At 66.5% G+C, this 18,275-nt stretch carries 16 protein-coding genes; 11 read left to right on the top strand and 5 right to left on the bottom strand.

Annotation, left to right across the window (positions count from 1 at the left end; all coding sequences use genetic code 11):
* Positions 1-3: 3 nt before the first annotated feature.
* The 3 genes from G6N53_RS18280 to pheS are packed head-to-tail and all read right to left on the bottom strand — an operon-like array spanning position 4 to position 4,073.
* A complete protein-coding gene (locus G6N53_RS18280; RefSeq protein ID WP_163890717.1) occupies positions 4-513 on the bottom strand; it encodes a GNAT family N-acetyltransferase in 510 nt (169 codons plus the stop codon).
* A 6-nt stretch (positions 514-519) separates the two neighbouring features.
* Positions 520-3,030, bottom strand: coding sequence for a phenylalanine--tRNA ligase subunit beta (pheT, locus tag G6N53_RS18275; protein WP_163890715.1), 2,511 nt, complete (start codon positions 3,028-3,030; stop codon positions 520-522).
* Positions 3,030-4,073 carry a phenylalanine--tRNA ligase subunit alpha gene (gene pheS, locus G6N53_RS18270; protein ID WP_163890713.1) on the bottom strand — a complete coding sequence of 348 codons (1,044 nt, stop codon included), beginning with the start codon at positions 4,071-4,073 and terminating at the stop codon, positions 3,030-3,032. The genes pheT and pheS overlap by 1 nt, the downstream gene beginning before the upstream one ends.
* Positions 4,074-4,146: 73 nt before the next feature.
* On the opposite strand from pheS, the gene G6N53_RS18265 reads away from it, so the two are divergent.
* The 4 genes from G6N53_RS18265 to G6N53_RS30455 all read left to right on the top strand — a co-directional run bounded on the left by G6N53_RS18265 (position 4,147) and on the right by G6N53_RS30455 (position 7,952).
* Positions 4,147-5,724 (top strand): FMN-binding glutamate synthase family protein, encoded by a 1,578-nt coding sequence (locus G6N53_RS18265; RefSeq protein WP_163896058.1) that lies wholly within the window; start codon positions 4,147-4,149, stop codon positions 5,722-5,724.
* A 146-nt stretch (positions 5,725-5,870) separates the two neighbouring features.
* Complete coding sequence (locus G6N53_RS18260; protein WP_163890711.1) at positions 5,871-6,197, top strand: hypothetical protein; 327 nt, start codon at positions 5,871-5,873, stop codon at positions 6,195-6,197.
* A 162-nt stretch (positions 6,198-6,359) separates the two neighbouring features.
* On the top strand, positions 6,360-7,367 hold the full coding sequence (locus G6N53_RS18255) for a zinc-dependent alcohol dehydrogenase family protein (protein ID WP_163890699.1): 1,008 nt from the start codon (positions 6,360-6,362) through the stop codon (positions 7,365-7,367).
* Positions 7,368-7,628: 261 nt separating this feature from the next.
* Positions 7,629-7,952: a hypothetical protein gene (locus G6N53_RS30455; RefSeq protein WP_163890709.1), complete on the top strand. Its 324-nt coding sequence runs from the start codon at positions 7,629-7,631 to the stop codon at positions 7,950-7,952.
* 319 nt (positions 7,953-8,271) lie between these two features.
* Here the strand turns inward: G6N53_RS30455 and G6N53_RS18245 are convergent, their stop codons facing one another.
* Complete coding sequence (locus G6N53_RS18245) at positions 8,272-11,073, bottom strand: ATP-binding protein (protein WP_163896056.1); 2,802 nt, start codon at positions 11,071-11,073, stop codon at positions 8,272-8,274.
* Positions 11,074-11,368: 295 nt separating this feature from the next.
* On the opposite strand from G6N53_RS18245, the gene G6N53_RS18240 reads away from it, so the two are divergent.
* From G6N53_RS18240 to G6N53_RS18215, 6 genes are all read left to right on the top strand, one after another.
* On the top strand, positions 11,369-11,929 hold the full coding sequence (locus tag G6N53_RS18240; RefSeq protein ID WP_163890707.1) for a TetR/AcrR family transcriptional regulator: 561 nt from the start codon (positions 11,369-11,371) through the stop codon (positions 11,927-11,929).
* 273 nt (positions 11,930-12,202) lie between these two features.
* Positions 12,203-12,613, top strand: coding sequence for a nuclear transport factor 2-like protein (locus tag G6N53_RS18235; RefSeq protein ID WP_163890705.1), 411 nt, complete (start codon positions 12,203-12,205; stop codon positions 12,611-12,613).
* A gap of 9 nt (positions 12,614-12,622) precedes the next feature.
* The gene (locus tag G6N53_RS18230; protein WP_163890703.1) at positions 12,623-13,270 is read left to right on the top strand and encodes a sigma-70 family RNA polymerase sigma factor; all 648 of its coding nucleotides are present in this window, start codon (positions 12,623-12,625) and stop codon (positions 13,268-13,270) included.
* A gap of 128 nt (positions 13,271-13,398) precedes the next feature.
* The gene (locus G6N53_RS18225) at positions 13,399-14,367 is read left to right on the top strand and encodes a pirin family protein (protein WP_163890701.1); all 969 of its coding nucleotides are present in this window, start codon (positions 13,399-13,401) and stop codon (positions 14,365-14,367) included.
* Positions 14,368-14,579: 212 nt separating this feature from the next.
* Positions 14,580-15,587, top strand: coding sequence for a zinc-dependent alcohol dehydrogenase family protein (locus tag G6N53_RS18220; RefSeq protein ID WP_163890699.1), 1,008 nt, complete (start codon positions 14,580-14,582; stop codon positions 15,585-15,587).
* Positions 15,588-15,847: 260 nt separating this feature from the next.
* A complete protein-coding gene (locus tag G6N53_RS18215) occupies positions 15,848-16,174 on the top strand; it encodes a hypothetical protein (protein WP_163890697.1) in 327 nt (108 codons plus the stop codon).
* A gap of 74 nt (positions 16,175-16,248) precedes the next feature.
* On the opposite strand, the gene G6N53_RS18210 is transcribed toward G6N53_RS18215, so the two are convergent.
* Entirely contained in the window at positions 16,249-17,100 is an 852-nt protein-coding gene (locus G6N53_RS18210; protein ID WP_163890695.1) for an adenylate/guanylate cyclase domain-containing protein, read from the bottom strand.
* A gap of 158 nt (positions 17,101-17,258) precedes the next feature.
* On the opposite strand from G6N53_RS18210, the gene G6N53_RS18205 reads away from it, so the two are divergent.
* Positions 17,259-18,272 carry an oxygenase MpaB family protein gene (locus G6N53_RS18205; protein ID WP_371870893.1) on the top strand — a complete coding sequence of 338 codons (1,014 nt, stop codon included), beginning with the start codon at positions 17,259-17,261 and terminating at the stop codon, positions 18,270-18,272.
* Positions 18,273-18,275 lie beyond the last annotated feature (3 nt).

The raw sequence follows: 18,275 nt of genomic DNA, 5'->3' as shown, positions 1-18,275 counted from the left end.
TCATTAATCCTGGGCGGCGAAGGCCGGGTGAAACGCCGCCGTCCCGGTGGGGATGTCGTCGTGCAGGGACAGCGTCAGGACGTTCTCGGGCGGCACCTCAGGCACCACCAACGACGACACGTCGTTGGTGAACCCGAACCTACGGTAGTAATCGGGATCGCCCACCACCACGCAACCCCGCGCCCCGATCTCGCGCAGTCGGTCGAACGCGGCCCGCACCAGCGCGGTGCCGATGCCGCTGCGCTGAAATTCGGGCCGCACCGACAGCGGGCCGCCGCCGTACCAGCCACAGTTGGTGTCGCCGTTCAGGGAGATCGGCGACACCGCCACGTGGCCGACGACCTGGTCGCTCTCATCGACCGCCACCAGCGAGAGGGTGAGAGCCCCTGCTGCCCGCAGCGCGTCGATGATGGCAGCTTCGGTCTGACGACTCTGCGGCACATCGGCGAAAGCCGCAGTGGTCAGAGCGCGAATGGCCCCGATATCGGTTTCGCGTTCGTCACGGATGATCACCCGAGGTCAGGACCGTAGAACGGCGTTGACCCGGGCCGCCGCCTCTGCCACCGCCGCGTCGCGTGCGGCGCTGGCCTCCTCCTCGGTGAGGGTGCGATCGGGCGCGCGGAACCGCAGCGCCAGTGCCAGCGATTTTCGTCCCTCGCCGATCTGCGGGCCGGTGTAGACGTCGAACAGCCGGACGTCCTCGAGCAGGCGGCCCCCGCCCGCGCGCACTGCGTCGACGACACTCTGGGCCGCGACGTCGTCGTCGACGACGAGCGCGACGTCCTGGAACACCGCGGGGAACGGTGACACCAACGGCGCCGGCAGCGTGTCGGTGATCGGCACCATGTCCAGGTCCAGCTCGAGCGCGCAGGTGCCCTTCGGCAGACCGCAGCGTTCTATCACCGCGGGATGCAGCTGGCCGGCGTGGCCGACGACCACGGCATCCTCTTGGTTGCCGAGGACCACCTCCGCACAGCGACCGGGGTGCCACGGCAAGTGTTGGGCCGGTCGCAACGTCAACTCCACCCCGCAGGCCCGGCCGATGATGCGCACCGCCTCGAACGCATCGGAGGGGTGCACCGGGCGGCCCGGACCCCACGGACCCGCGGGCTCGCGTAGGCCGGCGAGCACCGCGGCGACATGCCGCGGTTGCCGGGGCAGCGACGCGTCGAGATCCGCGATCTCGTCATCGGTGGGACGGCGATCGTTCGGAATGCGTTCGACGGCACGGGTGTCCGAGGTGGGGATGACCACCTGTGCGACACCGAACAGCGCCACGTCGGTCGCACCCCTGGACACGTTGCGCGCCAACGCCTCGAGCAGCCCGGGCAACAACGTGGTGGCCAGCTCGGGGCGATCGGACTCCAGCGGGTTGAGCACCCGGGTGGTGCGGCGGCGCTCGTCGTCGGCGGGCAGACCCCACTGATCGAAGACGTCACCGCCGAGGAACGGCGTGGGCAGGATCTCGACGTAGCCGTTGAGCGCCAACGACTTCCCGATCGCCCGGCGGCGCTTCTGGTCCGGGGTGAGACCGCGCCCGGCCGGCGCCGGCGGCAGCACCGACGGGATGACATCGAGCCCTTCCAGCCGCATCACTTCCTCGACCAGGTCGGCGGGCTGACGGATGTCGGGGCGCCAGCTCGGCGGCTTGGCCGTGAGTCGGTCGCCGTCGAGGACGACGTCGGCACCGACCTGGGTCAACCTCTTCTGCGCGGCACCGGCGGGGTACGCCACCCCCGCGGTGCGGTCGGGGAGGTCGACGGCCATGCTCACCGGCGGGTGCGACCAGTCGTCGGCGGGCGGGTCGCCTCGCCAGTCGGTGAGTGTGGGTTCCACCGTCCCGCCTGCGATCTCGGCGAGCAGTGCGGCGCAGCGGTCCAGTGCCGCCACGGACACGGCGGGGTCGACGGTGCGTTCGTAGCGGCGGCCGGCCTCACTGTGCAGGTGCAGACGCCGCTGGGTGCGCGACACCGCGGCTGGATCCCACACGGCGGCTTCCAGCAGGACGTCGGTGGTGGTTTCGCGGACCTCGGTGGTGCCGGCACCCATCACGCCGCCGATGGCGGCTGTGGCGGCGTCGTCGACAATCAACACGTCGGCGGGGTCCAGGCGACGTTCGACGTCGTCGAGGGTGACGACCGTCTCCCCCGGGGTGGCGAAACGCACCCGGAACCCGCCGGTGATCAGGCCGCGGTCGTGCGCATGCATGGGGTGACCCAGCTCCAGCATCACGTAGTTCGTGACATCCACCGCGGGCGAGATCGCCCGGATGCCACTGAGCAGCAGGCGACGCTGAATCCACCACGGCGACACCGCCTGCGGGTCGATGCCGGTCACGGGCCGCAACCCGAAACGCAGCACGCCGGTGCCGGGCTCGATCGTCACCGGTAGCGCCTCGCCGTCGACAGGCAGCGGCGGGACATTGGCCGGGTCGGCGTAGTCGAGGTCGTAGGCGTTGGCGATCTCTCGTGCCAATCCCCGCACCGACAGGCAGTAGCCGCGGTCCGGGGTTATCGCCAGGTTGAACACCACGTCGTCCAACCCGAGCACCTCGGCAGCGGGTGTGCCCGGCTCGGCGGTACCCGGCGGCAGAACCAGGATCCCGGAATGGTCAGCGCCCAGGTTCAGCTCCGACGACGAGCAGATCATCCCGTCGGAGGTGCGGCCGTAGGTCGTGCGCGCGGTGATGGTGAAGTCGCCGGGAAGCACGGTTCCCGGCAGGGCCACCACGACCAGGTCGCCGACGGCGAAGTTGGTGGCACCACAGACGATGTCGCGTGGCTCACCCGCGACGTTCTGGGCACCGACATCGACCTTGACCGCGCGGATCGGCTTCTTGAACTCGGTGAGTTCCTCGATCACGGCCACCCGGCCCACCGTCAGCGGTCCGCTGACAGGGCCGACCGGGATGATCTCCTCGACCTCGTGGCCGATGCGGATCAGCGCGTGTTCGAGTTCCTCCGCGGACACGTCCCAACCCGGCGTGCCGGCCTGGACGACTTCGCGCAGCCAGCTGTAGGGAAGGCGCATCAGGCTCCCACCCCGAACGGCAGCGAGAAGCGCACGTCACCTTCGACCATGTCCCGCATGTCGGGGATGCCGTTGCGGAACTGCAAGGTCCGCTCCAGACCCATACCGAAGGCGAATCCCGAGTACACCTCAGGGTCGATGCCGCAGGCGCGCAACACATTCGGGTTCACCATGCCGCAGCCGCCCCATTCCACCCAGCCGGGTCCGCCCCTCTTGTTCGGGAACCAGATGTCGACCTCGGCCGACGGCTCGGTGAACGGGAAGAAGTGGGGCCGGAACCGGGTGCGGCCCTGGGGTCCGAACTCCGAGCGTGCAAAGGCGTCGAGCGTGCCGCGCAGGTTGGCCATCGTGAGGTTCTTGTCCACGGCCAGGCCCTCGATCTGGTGGAAGACCGGGGTGTGGGTGGCATCGAGTTCATCGGTGCGGAAGGTGCGCCCGATCGAGATGATGTAGACGGGCAGCTCCCGCTCCAGCAGTGCCCGGATCTGCACAGGTGAGGTGTGGGTACGCAACACCTGTCGCGAGCCGTCCGGCGCCACGTGGAACGTGTCCTGCTCGCTGCGGGCCGGATGGTCCGGCGGGAAGTTCAGCGCATCGAAGTTGAACTGCTCGGTCTCGACCTCGGGGCCTTCGGCCAACTCCCAGCCCATCGCGACGAAGGTGTCGGCAATCCGCTCGGCGAGGATCGTGATGGGGTGCCGCGCGCCGATCGGCTGCCGGGTCGACGGCAACGTGACGTCGATTCTCTCGGCGACCAGAACGGAGGCGTCGCGCTCGGCGCGCAGTACCGCCAGACGCTCGTCGTAACCGCGCTGGACATCGGCCCTGACCACGTTGACCCGTTTGCCGGCGTCGGCGCGGTCGGCTTTGGGCAGGGACCCCAGGGCCTGGCGCGCCAGGGCGATCGGCGACCGGTCGCCGAGGTGCTCGGTTTTGGCGCGCGCAAGCGCATCCAGGTCGGCCGCCTGGTCGAAGGCATGCCTGGCCGCGCTGACCGCGTCGGCCAGCGCATCGTCTGATAGGTCTACTGGCTGCTCAGCCACCCGGCGATCATAGGCGATGGCTTCGGCGTACTTCGCGTGCGTTTGTCGGCCGGCGCGATACCCTCACGCCGTGCTGATCCGGCCCCTCATCGTCGGCGGCGTGTGGATGCTCGCGATCACGGCCATCTCGTTGACAGCCACCCGTGACGGATGGTGGGCCGTGCCCGCGGTGATTCTGCTGGCGGTGGCCGCGCTGGGTACGTGGGATCTGCTGCAGACGAGGCACACCGTATTCCGCCTCTATCCGATCCTCGGACGCGCCCGCCCGCTGATGGAGGCGGTCCGGCCACAGATCCGCCAGTACTTCATCGAGTCGAACACCGAGGCCTCGCCGTTCGACCGGGAGACCCGCGACATGGTTTACGAACGGGCCGCGGGCACCAAGGGTGATGAGCCTTTCGGCACCGAGCGCGACGTGAACGCCATCGGCTATGAGTTCCTGCGCCACTCACTGCGGGCGCGGTTCGCCGATGACCTGGATCCACGCGTCCGGCTGGGCGGGGCGCACTGCACCCTGCCCTATGACATCGCGCTGCTGAACGTATCGGCCATGAGCTTCGGGGCGTTGTCCGCCAACGCCATCGAGGCACTCAACGCGGGAGCCGCACGCGGCGGGTTCGCCCACGACACCGGTGAGGGTGGGATCAGCCCGTATCACCTGCGCGGCGGCGACTTGATCTGGGAGATCGGCTCCGGGTACTTCGGATGCCGAGACGACGACGGCCACTTCGACCCGGCGGCTTTTGCCGAGAAGGCGCGGCTTCCCTCGGTCAAAGCGGTATCGGTGAAGCTGTCGCAGGGAGCCAAACCGGGTCTGGGTGGAGTACTGCCGGGCGCGAAGGTCAGCGCGGAGATCGCCGCCACCCGCGGCGTCCCGGTGGGACGAACGGTGATCTCGCCACCTGCGCACAGCGCGTTCCGCACCCCGGTCGAGTTCGCGGAGTTCCTCGCGACGCTGCGCAGACTCTCGGGCGGCAAGCCGGTGGGATTCAAACTCTGTGTCGGCGCACGCTCGGAGTTCCTGTCGGTCTGCAAGGGCATTCTCGCCACGGGGATCGCGCCGGACTTCGTGATCGTCGACGGGTCTGAAGGCGGAACCGGCTCGGCGCCACAGGAATTCGAGGACCACGTCGGCATGCCCTTGACCGAGGGGCTGATGCTGGTGCACAACAGCCTGGTGGGCACCGGGCTGCGGGGCCAGATCAAGGTTGGGGCGTCGGGCAAGGTGGCCAGCGGCGTCGACATCGTCAGTCGTGTCTGCCAGGGCGCTGACTTCACGTTGTCGGCGCGGGCGATGATGTTCGCGGTCGGCTGCATCCAGGCGCTCAAATGCAACACCAACCACTGCCCGACCGGGGTGGCCACCCAAGACCCGGCGCGCACCAGAGCACTCGATGTCCCCGATAAAACCATGCGAGTGTTCAACTTCCAACGCGCCACCGTGGCCAGTGCCGCTCAGATCGTGGCGTCCATGGGGTTGGCCGGATTCCACGAGCTGTCTCCCGCGATGCTCAACCGTCGCGTCGAGGGTCAGCGTTCTCGCACCTACGCCGAGATCTACGACTGGCTGATGCCCGGCGAGCTGCTCGAGGATCCGCCGGAGTCCTGGCGGTCCGATTGGATCGAAGCCTCCGCCGACGAGTTCCGCTGACTCCCTGCTGACACCCCGCCGGGGTGTCAGGGCGTCGATTTCTGCCAGCGGTCGTTCATATTCTGCCACCGGAATTAAACCTCTGAGCTGCTGGTTTACGCCATCAGAACCAACAAATCAGCAACACAGAGGGAGAGAAGAGAACAATGAAGAACCTCGCCGCCGCCACCACCATCACCGCCATCGCTGCCGGATTCAGCGCCGCCGTCATCGGGCTGGCCGGACCCGCCGCCGCCGGACCGTGGCCCCCCAAAGCCGCCCCCTCCGGAGCCAGCGCCACCGACACCATCGCCGCACTCGAGGCCGACGGTAACCGCGTCATCGTCAACCGCCAGGGCTCCACCGCCCTAGATGACGCCGAGATCGTCTCCATCCGCCAAGGCCAGCCCATCCGCGAATACGTCTGGGACGCCCAGGGCGACGACAAGGTCCTCGAAACCACCGGCAACGTGGTCTTCGTCGACGTCAAGTAGCCCACCCCAGACACAACAGGGGCGCCCCCCGGGGCGCCCCTGTGTCATTCGAGACGCCGCAGTCAGCTGTCCGCCGACGCCAGCACCGGCGTCACGAGACCCACCGCCACACGCTTGGCGCCGTTGCGCATCCTGGAACTTGAAGAGAAAGCTGTGAACGAGATGACTGATTTGATGAAAGCTGTTGTACTGGCCCGTTTCGGAGGGGTCGATGCCTTCGAGTTACGCGATGTCGCCGTTGGGCAGGTCGGACCCCGTCAGGTGCGGGTGCGCGTGCATGCCAGCGCGGTCAACCCGCTGGACTATCAGATCCGCCGCGGAGACTACGCCGATCTGGTGGCCTTGCCGGCGATCATCGGCCATGACATCTCCGGGGTGATCGAGGAAATCGGATCCCACGTCACCGAGTTCCGCCCCGGCGATGAGGTGTACTACACCCCCCGGATCTTCGGCGGCCCCGGCTCCTACGCCGAGCAACACATCGCCGACGTCGAACTCGTCGGCCGCAAACCGCAGAACCTCAGTCACCTCGAAGCAGCGAGCCTGACCCTGGTCGGCGGAACAGTCTGGGAAGCCCTGGTGAGCCGAGCTCAACTCACCGTCGGCGAGACGATCCTCATCCATGGCGGCACAGGCGGCGTCGGCACCATCGCCATCCAGATCGCCAACGCAATCGGCGCACGCGTGATCACCACCGCCAAACCCGCCGACCATGAATTCATGCGCTCCCTGGGAGCCGATGCCGCAATCGACTACACCACGACCGACTACATCGACGCGGTAGCCGAGCTGACCCAAGGCAACGGCGTCGATGTCGTCTTCGACACCATCGGCGGCGACACGCTCACCCGAAGCCCGCTGACACTGGCCGATGCCGGACGCGTAGTCAGCATCGTCGACATCACCCAACCGCAAAACCTCATCGAAGCATGGGGAAAAAACGCCGCCTACCACTTCGTCTTCACCCGACAAAACCGCGGAAAGCTCGACGCACTCACCACCCTCGTCGAACGCGGCCTGGTCAAACCGGTCATCGGCGCAACCCTTCCGCTCGCCCGAACCGGCGAAGCGCACGAACTCCTGGAGAACAGACGCTCCTATGCACTGCGCGGCAAGGTCACCATCGACGTCACCGGCGACACCGTGGTACTGCCCCCACGCATCACCTAACAGCACGCCAACTACCCACCCACCGGCGCCGGAACGGTATTCCAGCACGGCCCCTCCCGAGATTCCCCGCGCGAAACGCAGTCCCGGCGGGCAATCAGGCGCCGGTTCCTGCCAGCGGCCGTTCAATTCCTGCCACCGGAATTAAACCCCTGACCTGCCGGTTTAAGCCATCAGAACCACAAAAAGAAGGCAACACAGAACGTCGAAACCGCGAGATTCGCTCCACGGCTGCGACCCAACACACAGGGACAAGCAGAGACCATGAAAAACCTCACCGCCGCCACCACCATCACCGCCATCGCCGCCGGATTCACCGCCACCATCATCGGACTGGCCGGACCCGCCGCCGCCGGACCCTGGCCCCAAAGCCGCCCGTCGGGAACCAGCGCCACCGACACCATCGCCGCACTCGAAGCCGACGGCAACCGCGTCATCGTCAACCGCCAAGGCTCCACCGCCCTCGACAACGCCGAGATCATCTCCATCCGCCAAGGCCAACCCATCCGCGAATACGTCTGGGACGCCCAAGGCGACGACAAGGTCCTCCAAACCACCGGCAACGTCGTCTTCATCGACATCAAGTAACCCCCGAAACCACAAAAGGGGCGCCCCTCCCCCCGGGGCGCCCCTTTTGTCATTCGAGACGGCGCAGTCAGCTATCCACTGACGACACGCAGCCGGTACAACGCGACGTTCGGCGTCGATCCAACTGCCACATCCGTCGAGCTTCGCTCAGCGTCAGAGTCATCGAACCTCCTCGAGTCCACAACAAGCACCGAATGAATGTTGTGTTTTTCCTGGTATGAACTGAGATGGACCTGCACGATGCCGGTATTGCACCGAGAGTCTCTGTTGGACAGCGTTTCTCGGGGTGCTCGGTGAGAGCATATCCCGATCTCTCCGGTCAGGGCAGGGGCAGCTCTTTGAGTTGTCTGCGGGAGGTGATGCCGAGTTTGCGGAAGATGTTTCGCAGGTGGGCTTCGATGGTGCGTGGACTCAGGAAGAGTTGCGCACCGACCTCGCGGGAGGTCGCCCCGGTCGCAACGAGTCGTGCGATGGTCAGTTCTTGCGCGGTGAGCCCGTCGGTGGGTTGAGCGGTTCGCTTGCGTGGATGCTCGCCGGTGGCACGCAGTTCGCGGGCGGCCCGGGCGGCGAACGGCTCTGCGCCCATCTCCGACAGGAACGCGTGCGCGGTGCGGAGTTGTTCGCGTGCGTCGCTGCGGCGGCCTTCCCGGCGTAGCCACTCGCCGAAGACGAGGTGGGTGCGGGCCAGGAACGCGCCCATGCGGCAATTTCCCAGCCGCTCGATCGCTTCGCGATAGTGCTCTTCTGCGTCGGATCCGGTGCAGGTCAGCGCACGTGAGCGCGCAGCGACACCGAGCGCCCATTCGGTACCGCTGACCTGGGCTCTCATGCTGAGCTCTTCCGTTGCGCGAGAAGCCGTTTCCGGATCGCCGGCGCGGGCCGCCGACTCGACGAGCTCGTGGAGCGCCTGCCACCTGATCGACGGTTCGTCCGTGTCACATGCTTGAGAAGCGGCTTTCTGCGCTGCCGGATAGTTACCGCGGCCATTGTGGAGCACCGCCATCGCACACATGGACACCGTGGCTTCGATACCCCGCGGGCGTTCTTTCGCCTCGACGTCACCGGTGTCGTCCCGGTCGGTGGCCTCCACATCAACCCCACGCCACGCACCCACGTACGTGTGCGCGATGCTCGTAGGCAGCGCACCCGACGCATGTGATAGCGCCGCGGCCTCGTCCGCCAACTCGGCGGCGAGAGCAAGCTCACCGGTGTAGACCCGCGCACACGCCGAGACGACCAGCGCAGCCGGCAGCGTGGCGAGGGCGCCGGCTTCGCGCGCGAGTCGCACGTAGCGGTCGGACAACACGATGACCAGCTCGTCCTCGAACAGCCCGATAGCGGTCCGCGTCGCCAGCCACAGCCAGTTCCCGGCGTCGCCGGCTTGGGCGGTCTCGACCGGGAACACGTGCTCGCGGAACGCTTCCAGAGCCTGCCTGAGGACGGGCGCACCGGCTTCGAATCCATGGGTATGAACGGCCACCAACCCGCCGAGCAGCAGATCCGCCGGTCCTGGCGGCCCCGGCGGCGCCGGTGCGGCCATGACAGCTTCGGCAATCTCCGGCAGGCCCGGGTCGATACCCGGGCTCCCGGTGAAGGTGGCAGCGTCGAAGGCCTGCAGGTAGGTCTCACGAGCGAGCGAGGGATCCAGCGGAGCCAACATCTGAGCGGCGCGCAACAGCATCCCCGGCACCTCGCTGCCTTGGGTCAGGTGGAATGTGATTTGGGCTCGGAGCAGTTCCAGGCGGGCGCGTTGCAGCGCATCCAGTTGCGCGGCGTCCACACTCTCCAGCAGTTCCAGGGCAGCCTCGGGCGCACCGGCACAGTGCTTGGCGTTGGCGGCATCCAGTGCCCGTCTCGCCCGATGAGCAGGGCCGGGCGTCAGATCGGTCGCGTGTCGAAGGAACGCAGCCGCGGCGGCGAACCCGCCGCGGGCCAGCGCGCGATCAGCCGAACGCTCCAGTTCCGCGGCGGCCTCTTCGTCAGTGCCCAGCACCGACTGCGCGCGGTGCCAAGCGCGGCGATCCGGGTCGGCTTGCGGATCGGTGGCAGCGGCCAGGGCGTGGTGGGCCCGACGGTGCTCCGGGGACGTGGCGGCACGGTAGACCGCTGAGCGCACCAGTGGATGGCGAAACCGAACTCGGGTGTCAATCTCAAGCAGTCCTGCGGTTTCCGCGGGCACGGCGGCCTCAGGCGAGATCCCCAGATGGTTGGCCGCGCGCCACAGCAGCGCCACATCGCCGGTCGGCTCCGAGGCAGCCACCAACATCAGCTGCTGCGTCTCAGTCGGCAGGCTTGCCGAGCGCCGCTGAAAGTTGTCCTCGATGCGGCGCGGGACGCTCATGACGTCGGGGAGTTCGAACCCACCGGCCAACTGCGCGCTGCTGGGCAGCTCCAGCAGCGCCAACGGGTTACCGCGTGCCTCGGCGACGATCCGGTCGCGGACCCCACGATCGAGCGGTGCGCGAACAGCCGTGGTCAACAACGCCCGAGCATCGGCCTCGCCCAGTCCGGCCAGTCGCACTTCGGGCAAGCCGACCAGGGGGTTTCCACCGGTTTCGCAGGGGTCGCGCACCGCGAACATCAGCACCAGCCGTTCGGCCACCACCCGCCGCGCCACAAACGCAAGAACCTGCGCCGACGCCTGATCCAGCCACTGGGCGTCGTCGACGAGCAACAGCAGCGGCCCCTTCTCGGCGAGGAGGTTGAGGACGGCCAGCCCGACCAGGAAGCGGTCCGGTGCGGCGCCGCCCTGACGGCCCAACGCCACGCTGAGTGCGGCCTGCTGCGGGTCTGGCAGCGTCTCTGTGCGGTCGAGTAGCGGCGCACACAGCTGGTGCAAGCCGGCAAATGCGAACTGCGTCTCCGACTCCACGCCGACCGAGGATCCCACCCGGATTCCCAATGAGGCCGCGGTGTCGCGGGCGTGTTGCAGCAGCGCAGACTTTCCGATGCCCGCTTCCCCGCGCACCACGACCACCCCGCTGCGTCCCGCCGGCGCCTCGGCGAGGAGTTGGCCGATCGCGTCACGCTCTGCGCGTCGCCCTAGCAGGTCGGCGGCTTTCTGCTGAGTCCGGGCTCGGCCGAGTCCCTCCTCCACCCGTGCCGGCGGCAGCTCCACCATCGTCAACGCGGGGCCTCCGTCGCGGAAGGTCGATGCTCGACCAGCGCTCGGGTCAGGACCGGCGACGCGTCGACCCCGAGAAGCATGAGCCGAGCGTCTTCTGAATCGATCAGTTCGACGGACACGGGAGGCTTCCTTTCCTGCGGAGGCGCCTATCCGTGCTGATCCGAGCGTTCCAAGGCTTTGGCCAGGAGCGCCGCACCAGCCACCGGAAACGATACGAGACGGTCCGCTTCCCGTCAATACGAACCGGACCGTATTGCTTCGTAGGCGCCTGTCTCCTACGGTGTCCGGCATGCCAGCAAGCCGCAACGAACAATCGCGTCGGGCCATCCTCGACGCGTCCATCTCGATGATCGGCGAGCTCGGGTACGACAACATCTCCATCGAGGCGATCGCCAGGCAGGCAGGCGTGAGCAAGCAGACGATCTACCGCTGGTGGCCCTCCAAAGGTGCGGTGATACTCGAAGCTGCGACCGAGCGCCTCGGCACCGTCGTGGCAATCCCCGACACCGGCGACATCGTCGCCGACATCCGGACCCAGCTGACAGGGATCCTGGAGGTGATCACAACCACCGGCTTCGGACCTGCATATCGGGGTCTGATCGCCGCCGGCCAGTCCGACCCCGACCTCCTGCGCACCCTCTTCGACCAGATCATCGAACCCAACATTGCGGACTTCGGCGCCCGGACCGCCCTGGCAATGCAGCGCGGCGAGATGCGCGCCGACGCCGACTGGCAGACTCTGCGCGACCTGCTGTACGGAGTCGTCGAGTACCGGCTGTTTCATTCGATGCCACTCGAACCCGGATACATCGACGCCATTCTTGAAATCGTGTTCCAGGGAGTGCGCTGACAGCTGGAACTCTTGTCGAGCGGACATCGTGTTCCGGTCGAGCGTTGTAGATCCCCACACGGCTTCGTGCGCACGCCGATGGCTCGGCTGCGACCCGCTGGTGACATCGTTCGCCACAACGGTAGCGGCCGAGAACTACGTAAGGGACTTTCACCGACGCGAAGGCGCCCTCGGCGCTGCGAACCTTGTGGCACGGAGAAAGCCGGTTCCGCCGACTCGATCCGCAGCACACACATCTCCAGCAAAACCTGGAAACAACGGAAGTCGATCACCATGGATGAGATTCCTGCAGGACTATCGGCGTTCTTGGCAGCTGTGCAGGCACGCGATGCCACGAGCGCAGCAGCTGAACTTGCCGAATATGTGATTCTCGAGAGCCCGATCGCCGTTGAGCCAGTCGTCGGCCGCGAGAAGGTCGCGCATGTCGTGGCTCAGCTCCTCGATGTCTTCGACGAGTTCATCGTCACCGAAATCATCGCAGGCGATGGGCATTTCGCAGTTGTAACTAATATCAAGATCGGCACCACCGAGATCGACGGCGTGGATCTGATCGGCATCAACGCCGAAGGCAAGGTCGCCTCGCTGTCGATCCATCTGCGACCGTTGCGAGCCGTCGTGGCACTCCAGAATCACCTCGCGCCCGCCCTCGCAATGCCGCTGCTCACACTTACCGAACAGCACTAGGAGACCGCCATGATCAACCTCGAACCCGCTGTACCTCCAACCATCAACGGCCACCCCAACCCGGTCCCGGACGAAACCGACGCTGAAGTGGCGGCGCGTTTCGAGCGTGACGCAATCCCGCTCTTGGACAAGCTTTTTGGTGGGGCCATGCGAATGACCCAACAGCGCGCCGACGCAGAAGACCTGGTGCAGGAGACCATGGTGCGGGCGTACACCGGTTTCAGGACCTTTCAGCAGGGGACAAATCTCAAAGCGTGGCTCTTTCGCATCCAGGCCAACACCCACATCAACCGGTACCGCAAGCGGATGCGCCGGCCCGATGAGGTGCCCGCCGACACGATCCACGACTGGCAGCTGGCCGCCGACGTGGAACGTTCACCAACAGCCCTGCGTTCCGCCGAGGTCGAGGTCTTGGAGTCATTGCCCGACGACGACGTCAGGAACGCACTGGATGCCTTGCCCGAAGAGTTTCGGATGGCGGTGTACTACGCCGACGTCGAGGGACTTGCCTACAAGGAGATCAGCGCGATCATGAGCACGCCGCTGGGCACCGTCATGTCACGGATCCACCGCGGTCGATCCCAGCTGCGCGTCCTGTTGGCTGGCGTCGCCGCTGACCGCGGGTACTTCCGGGATGAGCATCGGGTTGTGGCCTGACACGTTCTCGTCGCACCGTCTTCCACACTGCCGAAATGAGTTCAGCGCTCGCAGTCGCAGTCGCAGCCGCGCTGGTCGCTGACTCCGTCTCGATTTCCACGCCTTCACACCAACTGAGAGGAACAAACATGCCGGCGATCACCGCGGACACGCTCACTTTGCCCCGCGTCCCCGTACCGAATCCAGCCACCTACACCCAACGGCCGGTGCGATCGGTCACCACCGCACCGGCCGGATTCGAGGGAGACGGGTTCCCGGTGCGACGCGCTTTCGCTGGGGTGTCGCACACCGACTTGGACCCGTTCATCCATATGGATCAGATGGGCGAGATCGATTGGGCGCCGGGTGAGCCCATGGGCACCCCGTGGCATCCCCACCGAGGCTTCGAGACCGTCACCTACATCATCGATGGCACCTTCGAGCACAGTGACTCGCATGGCGGCGGTGGAACGATTACCAACGGCGATACCCAATGGATGACCGCGGGTAAGGGAATCCTGCACATCGAGAAGCCACCGGAGCAATTGGTCCTCTCCGGCGGGATGTTTCACGGTGTCCAGCTGTGGGTGAATCTGCCCCGCGCCAACAAGTTCGTCACACCTCGATACCAAGACATCCGCGCTAAGCAAGCTCGGCTGTTGTCCTCGGCCGACGGCGGCGCACTACTTCGGGTCATCGCCGGCGACATCGCCGGTTACACCGGTCCGGGCACGACCTACACACCCATCGCCGTCGTGCACGCCACCGTAAGTCCCGGTGCGCGAATGGAATTGCCGTGGCAGGCCGATTTCAACTCGCTGGCCTACGTGCTCGCCGGCAACGGCACCGTTGGTGCAACCGCGCAACCCATCCGAAAAGGTCAACTCGCCGTCTACGGCGCCGGGGACGCACTGACCCTTGCCGCCCAGCAGAGCCAACCCGCCGCGGAGCCGAACCTGGAGGTCCTGCTGCTCGGCGGTCAGCCGATCCGAGAACCCGTGGTTCAGTCCGGGCCCTTTGTGATGAGCACCCGCGAGGAGGTCGTCCGCGCCTACGAGGATTATCAGGCCGGCCGATTCGGCGTCATCCCCGCCGAACATGCACCCCCACACCGGTGATCACGACGGCAGATTGCGATGAAACACGCCGTGACCTCACCCCAATGCGTACCGCCGGGTCGGCGCGAGCGCCGCGCGACGGGCGTGCCACCCTCCTCGCAGATATTGGTATCACCGCCACTGGAGTGGGTGGATGGTGCGCGCAACACTGAGAGAAGAACCGCTCGGCGCCGTTGCGCATCCTGGAACTTGAAGAGAAAGCTGTGAACGAGATGACTGATTTGATGAAAGCTGTTGTACTGGCCCGTTTCGGAGGGGTCGATGCCTTCGAGTTACGCGATGTCGCCGTTGGGCAGGTCGGACCCCGTCAGGTGCGGGTGCGCGTGCATGCCAGCGCGGTCAACCCGCTGGACTATCAGATCCGCCGCGGAGACTACGCCGATCTGGTGGCCTTGCCGGCGATCATCGGCCATGACATCTCCGGGGTGATCGAGGAAATCGGATCCCACGTCACCGAGTTCCGCCCCGGCGATGAGGTGTACTACACCCCCCGGATCTTCGGCGGCCCCGGCTCCTACGCCGAGCAACACATCGCCGACGTCGAACTCGTCGGCCGCAAACCGCAGAACCTCAGTCACCTCGAAGCAGCGAGCCTGACCCTGGTCGGCGGAACAGTCTGGGAAGCCCTGGTGAGCCGAGCTCAACTCACCGTCGGCGAGACGATCCTCATCCATGGCGGCACAGGCGGCGTCGGCACCATCGCCATCCAGATCGCCAACGCAATCGGCGCACGCGTGATCACCACCGCCAAACCCGCCGACCATGAATTCATGCGCTCCCTGGGAGCCGATGCCGCAATCGACTACACCACGACCGACTACATCGACGCGGTAGCCGAGCTGACCCAAGGCAACGGCGTCGATGTCGTCTTCGACACCATCGGCGGCGACACGCTCACCCGAAGCCCGCTGACACTGGCCGATGCCGGACGCGTAGTCAGCATCGTCGACATCACCCAACCGCAAAACCTCATCGAAGCATGGGGAAAAAACGCCGCCTACCACTTCGTCTTCACCCGACAAAACCGCGGAAAGCTCGACGCACTCACCACCCTCGTCGAACGCGGCCTGGTCAAACCGGTCATCGGCGCAACCCTTCCGCTCGCCCGAACCGGCGAAGCGCACGAACTCCTGGAGAACAGACGCTCCTATGCACTGCGCGGCAAGGTCACCATCGACGTCACCGGCGACACCGTGGTACTGCCCCCACGCATCACCTAACAGCACGCCAACTACCCACCCACCGGCGCCGGAACGGTATTCCAGCACGGCCCCTCCCGAGATTCCCGCGCGAAACGCAGTCCCGGCGGGCAATCAGGCGCCGGTTCCTGCCAGCGGCCGTTCAATTCCTGCCACCGGAATTAAACCCCTGACCTGCCGGTTTAAGCCATCAGAACCACAAAAAGAAGGCAACACAGAACGTCGAAACCGCGAGATTCGCTCCACGGCTGCGACCCAACACACAGGGACAAGCAGAGACCATGAAAAACCTCACCGCCGCCACCACCATCACCGCCATCGCCGCCGGATTCACCGCCACCATCATCGGACTGGCCGGACCCGCCGCCGCCGGACCCTGGCCCCCCAAAGCCGCCCCGTCGGGAACCAGCGCCACCGACACCATCGCCGCACTCGAAGCCGACGGCAACCGCGTCATCGTCAACCGCCAAGGCTCCACCGCCCTCGACAACGCCGAGATCGTCTCCATCCGCCAAGGCCAACCCATCCGCGAATACGTCTGGGACGCCCAAGGCGACGACAAGGTCCTCCAAACCACCGGCAACGTCGTCTTCATCGACATCAAGTAACCCAACAGACAAAGAAAGGGGCACCCCCACCAGGAGGTGCCCCTTCGTCGTTGTCGCTATGCGCCGACGGGCGGTCAGTCGTCGTGAGCTTCGCCGGGCGGCACCCGGCGGGCGCGCAACCGGTACATGGCGAAGTCGGCGGGCACCCCCTCTTGTTTGGGTGCGAAGACCTGTTTGCGCAGCTTCTTCGCCGTCACCCCGAGGCTGTCGAACTCCTCGGGCGGGATCCGCTGCAGCGTCGCCTCCGAGATGATGAGCTCGCCTCTGGTGGCACGTTCCATTACCCGCGCGGCCAGGTTCACATCGATGCCGAGCCAGTCCGACCCGAGGCGCTGTGGACGTCCGGTGTGGACTCCCACCCGCATTCGTGGTGTGTAGCCCTCCACCTCAACGGATTTGAGTGCCTCGCGAGCGGCGAGCGTCGCGCGCACCGCGGTGGTGGGATCGGCGAACACCGCCATGATCCCGTCGCCCATGCGTTTGACGATGTGGCCGCCCGACTCGAGAAGCGGCGGCTCGACCACCTGGGCGACACGACGCAACAGTTTGAGCGTGGCACCGTCGCCGGCGCTGAGCGAGAACGCCGAGAAGCCGACCAGATCGGTGAACACCAACGTCACCTCCGCGTTGGCGGGACGGCCCGAGACCCGTTCGGTCAGTGCCTGCCAGACCTGGAGGGCGCCGAGACTCACCTCACGGGACACCGCTTCGCGCTCCAGGATGCGGCCGGCGGCCCGGGCTGCAGCCCGCGGCCCGCCGACCCCGTCGACGGACAACGGATCACCGAACTCGGGGTCGCCGGGCAGTGCGCGGCGGGCGCGCCTGAGCAACGAGATGATGTTCGCACTGTGGTTGGCGTCCCTGAGCCAGCCGATCGGCCCTGACGAGCGTCCGCCGTCGCGTTCACCCGGCGGGTCCTCGTCCACACCGCCTACCCTAATCGAGCCCGGACACGCTCATAAACCGGCAGGTCACGACAGTGTGGCAGCGCGGTGCCGCGTCCGTAACACTGTGGCGGCCACGCCGGAGAGTCGTAGACAACGATTGTTGTCACGCCTATCGTGATGAGGTGCGATCAATGGCGATGGCGACGACGGCAGACGGCACCCCCCTGGGCCCTGATTCGCTGACGTGGAAGTACTTCGGTGACGTCCGGACAGGCATGCTCGGCGTCTGGATAGGCGCGATCCAGAACATGTACCCGGACCTCGGCGCCGGCGTGGAGGACCATTCGATCCTGCTGCGCGAACCGCTGCAGCGCGTTGCCCGCTCGGTGTACCCGATCATGGGCGTGGTCTACGACGGCGACCGGGCGGCGCAGACCGGAGCGCAGATCAAGAGCTACCACAAGACGATCAAGGGTGTCGACGCCGCCGGAAGGCGTTATCACGCACTTGATCCCGAGACGTTCTACTGGGCCCACGCGACGTTCTTCATGCTGATCATCAAGACCGCGGAGTATTTCTGCGGCGGGCTGACCGAGGCCGAGAAGTGTCAGCTGTTCGACGAGCACGTGCAGTGGTATCGCATGTACGGGATGAGCATGCGCCCGGTCCCCGAATCCTGGGAAGCGTTCCAGGACTACTGGGACCGCACCTGCCGTGACGAGCTCGAGATGAACCAGGCCACGATGGACATCTTCTCCATCCGTATCCCCAAGCCCAGATTCGTGCTGATGCCGACACCGTTGTGGGATCAGATGTTCAAGCCGATGGTCGGGGCGCAACGTTGGATCGCGGCGGGACTGTTTGATCCCGCAGTGCGCGAACGGGCGGGAATGCGCTGGACCGCCGGCGACGAGGTCCTGCTGCGGCTGTTCGGCAAGATGGTCGAGCTCGCGTTCGTCGCGGTGCCTGACGAGGTGCGGCTGCATCCACGGGCTGTCGCCGCCTACCGTCGCGCCCAGGGCCGGGCGCCGGCGGATGCTCCGCTGGTCGAGGCGCCGGCATTCATGGCGCCCCCACGGGACCACCGGGACAGGCCCGTGCATTACGTTCCCCCGCAGAAGTCGTTGCTCGACCGAGTCGGCTCACTCGTGCACACCACCTTTTCCCTGGCCGGCATCCGACCTGCACGTGGCCGCGGTAAGGCAGCCTGAACA

Source organism: Mycolicibacterium hippocampi, assembly GCF_010723735.1.
GTDB classification, from domain to species: Bacteria; Actinomycetota; Actinomycetes; order Mycobacteriales; family Mycobacteriaceae; genus Mycobacterium; species Mycobacterium hippocampi.
Note: the sequence above shows the minus strand (reverse complement) of the source record. Positions and strands in the feature narration are given on the sequence as shown.